The sequence below is a fragment of the Bordetella sp. genome (genome assembly GCF_051960075.1).
Lineage (GTDB): Bacteria > Pseudomonadota > Gammaproteobacteria > Burkholderiales > Burkholderiaceae_B > Bordetella.
On sequence record NZ_JBQCER010000077.1, the window covers coordinates 1 to 5355 of the forward strand.

Genomic DNA, 5355 nt, shown 5'->3' on the forward strand with positions numbered 1-5355 from the left:
TCGGCAATGCGCGCCGCAATGCCCGCCGCGTACTCGGGCTCGCCGCCCAGACTCTTGCGGATGCTGCCCATCACCCACAGGATGCCGGCCGTCACGATCAGGCCTACCACCAGCGTCAGCGCCAGAACACGCCAGAGCTGGCCGTAAAAGGTCTGGTTGATATCGTCGACATAAGCGCCCGTGAAGACAGCCCAGTTCCAACCCGGAACTTCCATGCTGTAACTCAGCTTTTCCATGGGTTCCTTCTGGCCGGGCTTGGGGTACCAGTAAGCGCTGATATGGCTGGCCGCACCGGGCCGGGCGTTATCGATCAAAAGCTTGGTGATGTCCAGGCCGTTGACGTCTTTGGAATCGCTGATGGTGCCCTCGCGCTTGGGCTCGGGCGGCAGTAGCACCAAGCGCGCATCCGTCATATCGTAGATGCCGAGGTAACCGCTCTTGTCCGCGTTGTAGCGCATGGGACGGATCTGCTCCTTCACCATGTTCTGCGCATCTTCCAGCTTCATCGCACCGCTGTCGACCTTGGCCTTATAGCTGTCGATCAGGCCGACGGCCATCTCGACGTGCTGCTTGAGCGCGTTCTCACGCTCGCGGACCATTGCCTCGCGATTGAGCCAGGCATTGATCGCCACGATGCTCACGATACCCAGCCACAGCAGCACCACGATGCCCCAGAGCTTATTGCTCAGTGTCATGGATTTCACGATCCTCTCCTTTTTTGCTTTATTGGACCGGCGAGCCGGCATCTGTCGCTTTGACGGGCAACGATTCCCCAAAAATATTTAACCCCGCCCGCCGTCGGCTCGAATAAGAAAAGTAACTGGGTTTTACCGCTCAAATCCCGGGCGTGGACGCATAAAAAAGCCCGCCCCACCGGTAGCGGCGGGGCGGGCTGACTTCGAGGCAGGAGCGCTTACTGCAAAGTACGGGTAAACACGAACTTGCCGTCGCGCCAATCCACCGGCACCACGTCGCGCGGACCGAACGCACCCTCGAGGATCAGCTTGGCCACCGGATTCTCGACCTTCTGCTGGATCGCGCGCTTCAAGGGACGCGCACCGAACACGGGATCGAAGCCCTCCCTGGCCAGCTCGGCCAATGCCGTATCGCTGATGTCCAGCCGCATTTCCTGCTTCTCCAGCCGATCCGAGAGCCGCTTGAGCTGGATGCGCGCAATGGATTCGATGTGCTTGGCCTCCAGACCATGGAACACCACCACCTCGTCGATGCGATTGAGGAACTCGGGCCGCAGCGTGTGCTTGAGCTCGTCCCATACCACTTCCTTGATGACCTCGTAAGGCTTGTCGGCCATGGCCTGGATGTGTTGCGAACCCAGGTTCGACGTCATCACGATGACCGTGTTGCGGAAGTCCACCGTGCGGCCCTGGCCGTCTGTGAGCCGCCCGTCGTCCAGCACCTGCAGCAGCACATTGAACACGTCCGGATGCGCTTTCTCGACTTCGTCGAGCAGCACCACGCTGTCGGGCCGGCGACGCACCGCCTCGGTCAGGTAGCCGCCCTCTTCGTAGCCCACATATCCCGGCGGCGCGCCGATCAGGCGCGCGACCGAATGCTTCTCCATGAACTCGCTCATGTCGATGCGGATCATGTGCTCCGACGTATCGAAAAGGAATTCGGCCAGTGCCCGCGTGAGCTCGGTCTTGCCTACGCCCGTAGGACCCAGGAACAGAAAGGAGCCCAGCGGACGCGCAGGATCGGACAAGCCGGCGCGCGAACGCCGGACTGCATCGGACACCAGCCGCACGGCCTCGTCCTGCCCCACTACGCGCTTGTGCAGGAAGTCTTCCATCTGCAGCAGCTTCTCGCGCTCGCCCTGCATCATCTTGGATACGGGGATGCCCGTGGCGCGCGAGACGACCTCGGCGATTTCCTCGGCGCCGACCTGCGTGCGCAGCAGACGCGGCTTGCCGTTCTCGCCGTCTTTGCCGACCGCCGTTTTTTCGGCGTGGTCGGCGGCCTTCAGGCGCGCTTCGAGCTCGGGCAGTTTGCCGTATTGCAGCTCGGCCAACTTGTCGAACTGACCCTTGCGCTGCATCTCGGCCATCTCGGCGCGCACACGGTCGATCTCTTCCTTGATGGCCTGCGTGCCTTGCACGGCCGCCTTCTCGGCCTTCCAGATCTCTTCGTAGTCGTTGTATTCGCGCTGCAGCTTCTGCAGTTCGTCTTCGATCACCCCCAGGCGGCGCCTGGACGCGTCGTCGGTTTCCTTCTTGACGGCCTCGCGCTCGATCTTGAGCTGAATGATGCGCCGGTCGAGCTTGTCCATCACTTCCGGCTTGGAGTCGATCTCCATGCGGATGCGCGCGGCAGCCTCGTCGATGAGGTCGATGGCCTTGTCGGGCAGGAAGCGATCGGTAATGTAGCGATGCGAGAGCTCGGCCGCGGCCACGATGGCCGGGTCGGTGATCTCGACGCCGTGGTGCAGCTCGTAGCGCTCCTGCAGGCCGCGCAGGATGGCGATGGTCGATTCCACGTCGGGCTCGTCGATCAGCACCTTCTGGAAGCGGCGCTCGAGCGCGGCGTCCTTCTCGATGTATTGACGGTATTCGTCCAGCGTGGTCGCGCCGATGCAATGCAGTTCGCCGCGCGACAGCGCAGGCTTGAGCATATTGCCTGCGTCCATGGCGCCCTCGGCCTTGCCGGCGCCGACCATGGTGTGGATCTCGTCGATGAAGACGATGTTCTGCCCGTCATCCTGGGCCAGCTCCTTGAGCACGGCCTTCAAGCGTTCTTCGAATTCGCCGCGGAACTTGGCGCCGGCCAGCAGCGCAGCCAGGTCCAGCGACAGCACACGCTTGCCGCGCAGGCTCTCGGGCACTTCGTCGTTGACGATGCGCTGCGCCAGGCCTTCGACAATGGCGGTCTTGCCCACGCCGGGTTCGCCGATAAGCACGGGATTGTTCTTGGTGCGCCGCTGCAAAATCTGGATCGCGCGGCGGATCTCGTCGTCGCGGCCGATGACTGGATCGAGCTTGCCTTCGCGCGCGCGCTCGGTCAGGTCGATCGTGTATTTGGCCAGCGCCTGGCGATTGGACTCGCCCTCGGCGCCCGAGACGTTCTCGCCGCCGCGCACGGCGTCGATCGCGGCTTCCAGCGCCTTGCGCTGCAGGCCCGCATCGCGCAGGATGCGGCCTGCATCGCCCTTGTCGTCGGCCAATGCCAGAAGAAAGAGCTCGCTGGCAATGTAGGTGTCGCCGCGCTTGGCGGCTTCTTTGTCGGTGCGCGTGAGCACGGCCTGCAGATCGCGGCTGCCCTGCACGTTGTCGCTGCCCTCGACCTGAGGCAGGCTTTTGATCGCCGCATCGATCGCGGGCTGCAGCCGGTTGACGGCCACGCCTGCGCGAGCGAGCAACCCCGCCGCGCCGCTGTCGGCATCGCCCAGCAGCGCAGCCAGCACGTGCACCGGCTCGATATAAGGATTGTCATTTCGGGCTGCCAGACTTTGAGCGTCGGCCAGCGCCTGCTGGAACTTGGTGGTAAGTTTGTCGAATCGCATAGTGATGGGTTGGCTAGTGTTAATGAGCCAACCGCCAGGCAGACTGCGAGGCGCGGCTCGATGATCTGCATATGGGGACCCGGCCGCGGATTTCAACCGCCAACCGCCCGATATCTTCCCGATTCGTACCTATGAGCATAACCATTTTTGTCTACGGCACGCTACGGCGAGGCGAAATCAACGACCTGTCGCGGGCAGCCCGCCAGGCCGGCCTGCCGCCGCCGCGTCTTCTGGGCCCTGCGCGGGTGCCGGGCCGTTTGGTGGACTTCGGCGACTGGCCCGGCCTGCTGCCCGAAGGCCCCGGTACCGTGCTGGGCGATTTGTACGACGTCGACCCGAGCCTCGTTCCGCTCATGGACGGAATCGAGGAATACACGCCCGACGCGCCGTGCTGCTTCGTGCGTCGGTCGGTGACGGCGCAGACGAGCGATGGGCCGGTGGACTGCCAGTACTACCCCATAGACCCCGCGTTTCGCGGCGAAGCCCGGGACATGCCCGGGGATGAGTATGATTGGGTCGCCTACAGATCGGGGCGTCTATCGGGACGTTCATGACGATGCTTTCCTCCTACGCCTGCGCCTTGCTGCTGCTCGCCGCTTGGGCGCGCGCGGCGGCCCAGCCCCTGGGGCCGTCCGATTCCTACGGCAATCCGCCCCGCCGCGATCCCTATTCCGATCTTTACGCCTCGCCTTCCCCGGCGCCGGAGCCCACCCCGCTGGCCTCGCAGCGCATGGAGCTGGGCCCCCCGGGCCACCGCTACGCTTTTCCCGTCTATGCCAGCCTGCCCTTGAACGCGCCGGGCGGCCTAAGCCAGGTCAGGCGCCTGATCATTGTGGTGCACGACGAACGGCGCGACGCCCGGCACAGCCTGCGGGCCATTGCCGCTCTCTATGCCGGCCAGGCCGGACCCGCCGCCGACACGCTGATCGTCGCCCCCCGCTTCCCCAGCATGGTGGACGCCGGCTTTCACGGCATGCCGGCCTGGCGCCGCACCGGCTGGATGGAAGGCATGCCCAGCGTAGCCGCGCGCGGCAGGCCTTTTCCGATCAGTTCTTTTCGCATTCTGGACGATCTGCTGCGCCACTTCACCGCGCCCGGCAGCCTTCCGGCCCTGCAAACGCTCGTCCTGGCCGGCCACGGCGCCGGCGCGCAGATGGTGCAGCGCTACGCAGTGCTCAACCCCCTGGACGAAAGCCTGCGCGCAACCGGTCTGCATCTGAGCTATGTCGTCGCCAACGCCGAGTCCTACCTCTATCTATCGCCGCTACGCCCCAGCCGCACCGGCCGCGGCTATGCGCGCTATGAACGCGGCATCTGCCCGACCTACGAGCACTACCGCTACGGCCTCGAAGACCTGCCGGCCGCATTGCAGAACTATGACGGCAGGCTGAGCCACGTCCAGCTGGCGGCTCGCTACGCCCAGCGTCATATCACCTACCTGCTGGGCAGCGCCGACACCAATCCCGAATACATCGGCCTGGACAAAAGCTGCGGCGCCGAAGCCGAAGGCGCCACGCCGCTCGCGCGCGGCCTGGGATACTGGGGCTATGAAATGCACGCGCGCGCAAAGCACACGCCCATACCCGCTCACCAGGGTTTCATCGTCCAAAGCGTCGGACACAACGAGTCCGAGATCTACGCATCGGCCTGCGCCGCGCAAGCCCTGCTGGGCGATGGCAACTGGGCAACGAACGCGACATGCAAGGCGCTGTCGCCGCATTCGCAGCCGTAGCGCTGCGACGCTGTAGTCCTGCGGCTGCCGGGCATACCCTGGGAGCGCCTAAGTGACGGGGCAGTCCCGAAGGGACTTCGGCCGCCTTAGGCGGCGGCCGAACCCG

Annotated in this window: 4 protein-coding genes; 2 read left to right on the forward strand and 2 right to left on the reverse strand. The window is 64.8% G+C overall.

Annotated features, from left to right (window positions below; translation table 11 throughout):
• Both ACTHJ1_RS13260 and clpB read right to left on the reverse strand, forming a co-directional pair.
• Positions 1-695 (reverse strand): cache domain-containing protein (locus tag ACTHJ1_RS13260; protein WP_440193098.1); only part of this gene is annotated, 695 nt, incomplete at its 3' end.
• A gap of 218 nt (positions 696-913) precedes the next feature.
• Positions 914-3517 (reverse strand): ATP-dependent chaperone ClpB, encoded by a 2604-nt coding sequence (clpB, locus tag ACTHJ1_RS13265; protein ID WP_440193100.1) that lies wholly within the window; start codon positions 3515-3517, stop codon positions 914-916.
• Between the two features lie 131 nt (positions 3518-3648).
• Here clpB and ACTHJ1_RS13270 point away from each other — a divergent pair, with 131 nt between their 5' ends.
• Both ACTHJ1_RS13270 and ACTHJ1_RS13275 read left to right on the forward strand, forming a co-directional pair.
• Entirely contained in the window at positions 3649-4071 is a 423-nt protein-coding gene (locus ACTHJ1_RS13270) for a gamma-glutamylcyclotransferase family protein (protein ID WP_440193102.1), read from the forward strand.
• Positions 4068-5249 carry a hypothetical protein gene (locus ACTHJ1_RS13275; protein WP_440193104.1) on the forward strand — a complete coding sequence of 394 codons (1182 nt, stop codon included), beginning with the start codon at positions 4068-4070 and terminating at the stop codon, positions 5247-5249. Before ACTHJ1_RS13270 ends, ACTHJ1_RS13275 begins: the two co-directional genes overlap by 4 nt.
• Positions 5250-5355: the final 106 nt, after the last annotated feature.

What these genes read in the sequence shown, in the direction of transcription:
- clpB (WP_440193100.1), bottom strand. Translation starts at nt 3,517, where the DNA reads ATGCGATTCGACAAACTTACCACCAAGTTCCAGCAGGCGCTGGCCGAC.
- ACTHJ1_RS13270 (WP_440193102.1), top strand. Translation starts at nt 3,649, where the DNA reads ATGAGCATAACCATTTTTGTCTACGGCACGCTACGGCGAGGCGAAATC.
- ACTHJ1_RS13275 (WP_440193104.1), top strand. Translation starts at nt 4,068, where the DNA reads ATGACGATGCTTTCCTCCTACGCCTGCGCCTTGCTGCTGCTCGCCGCT.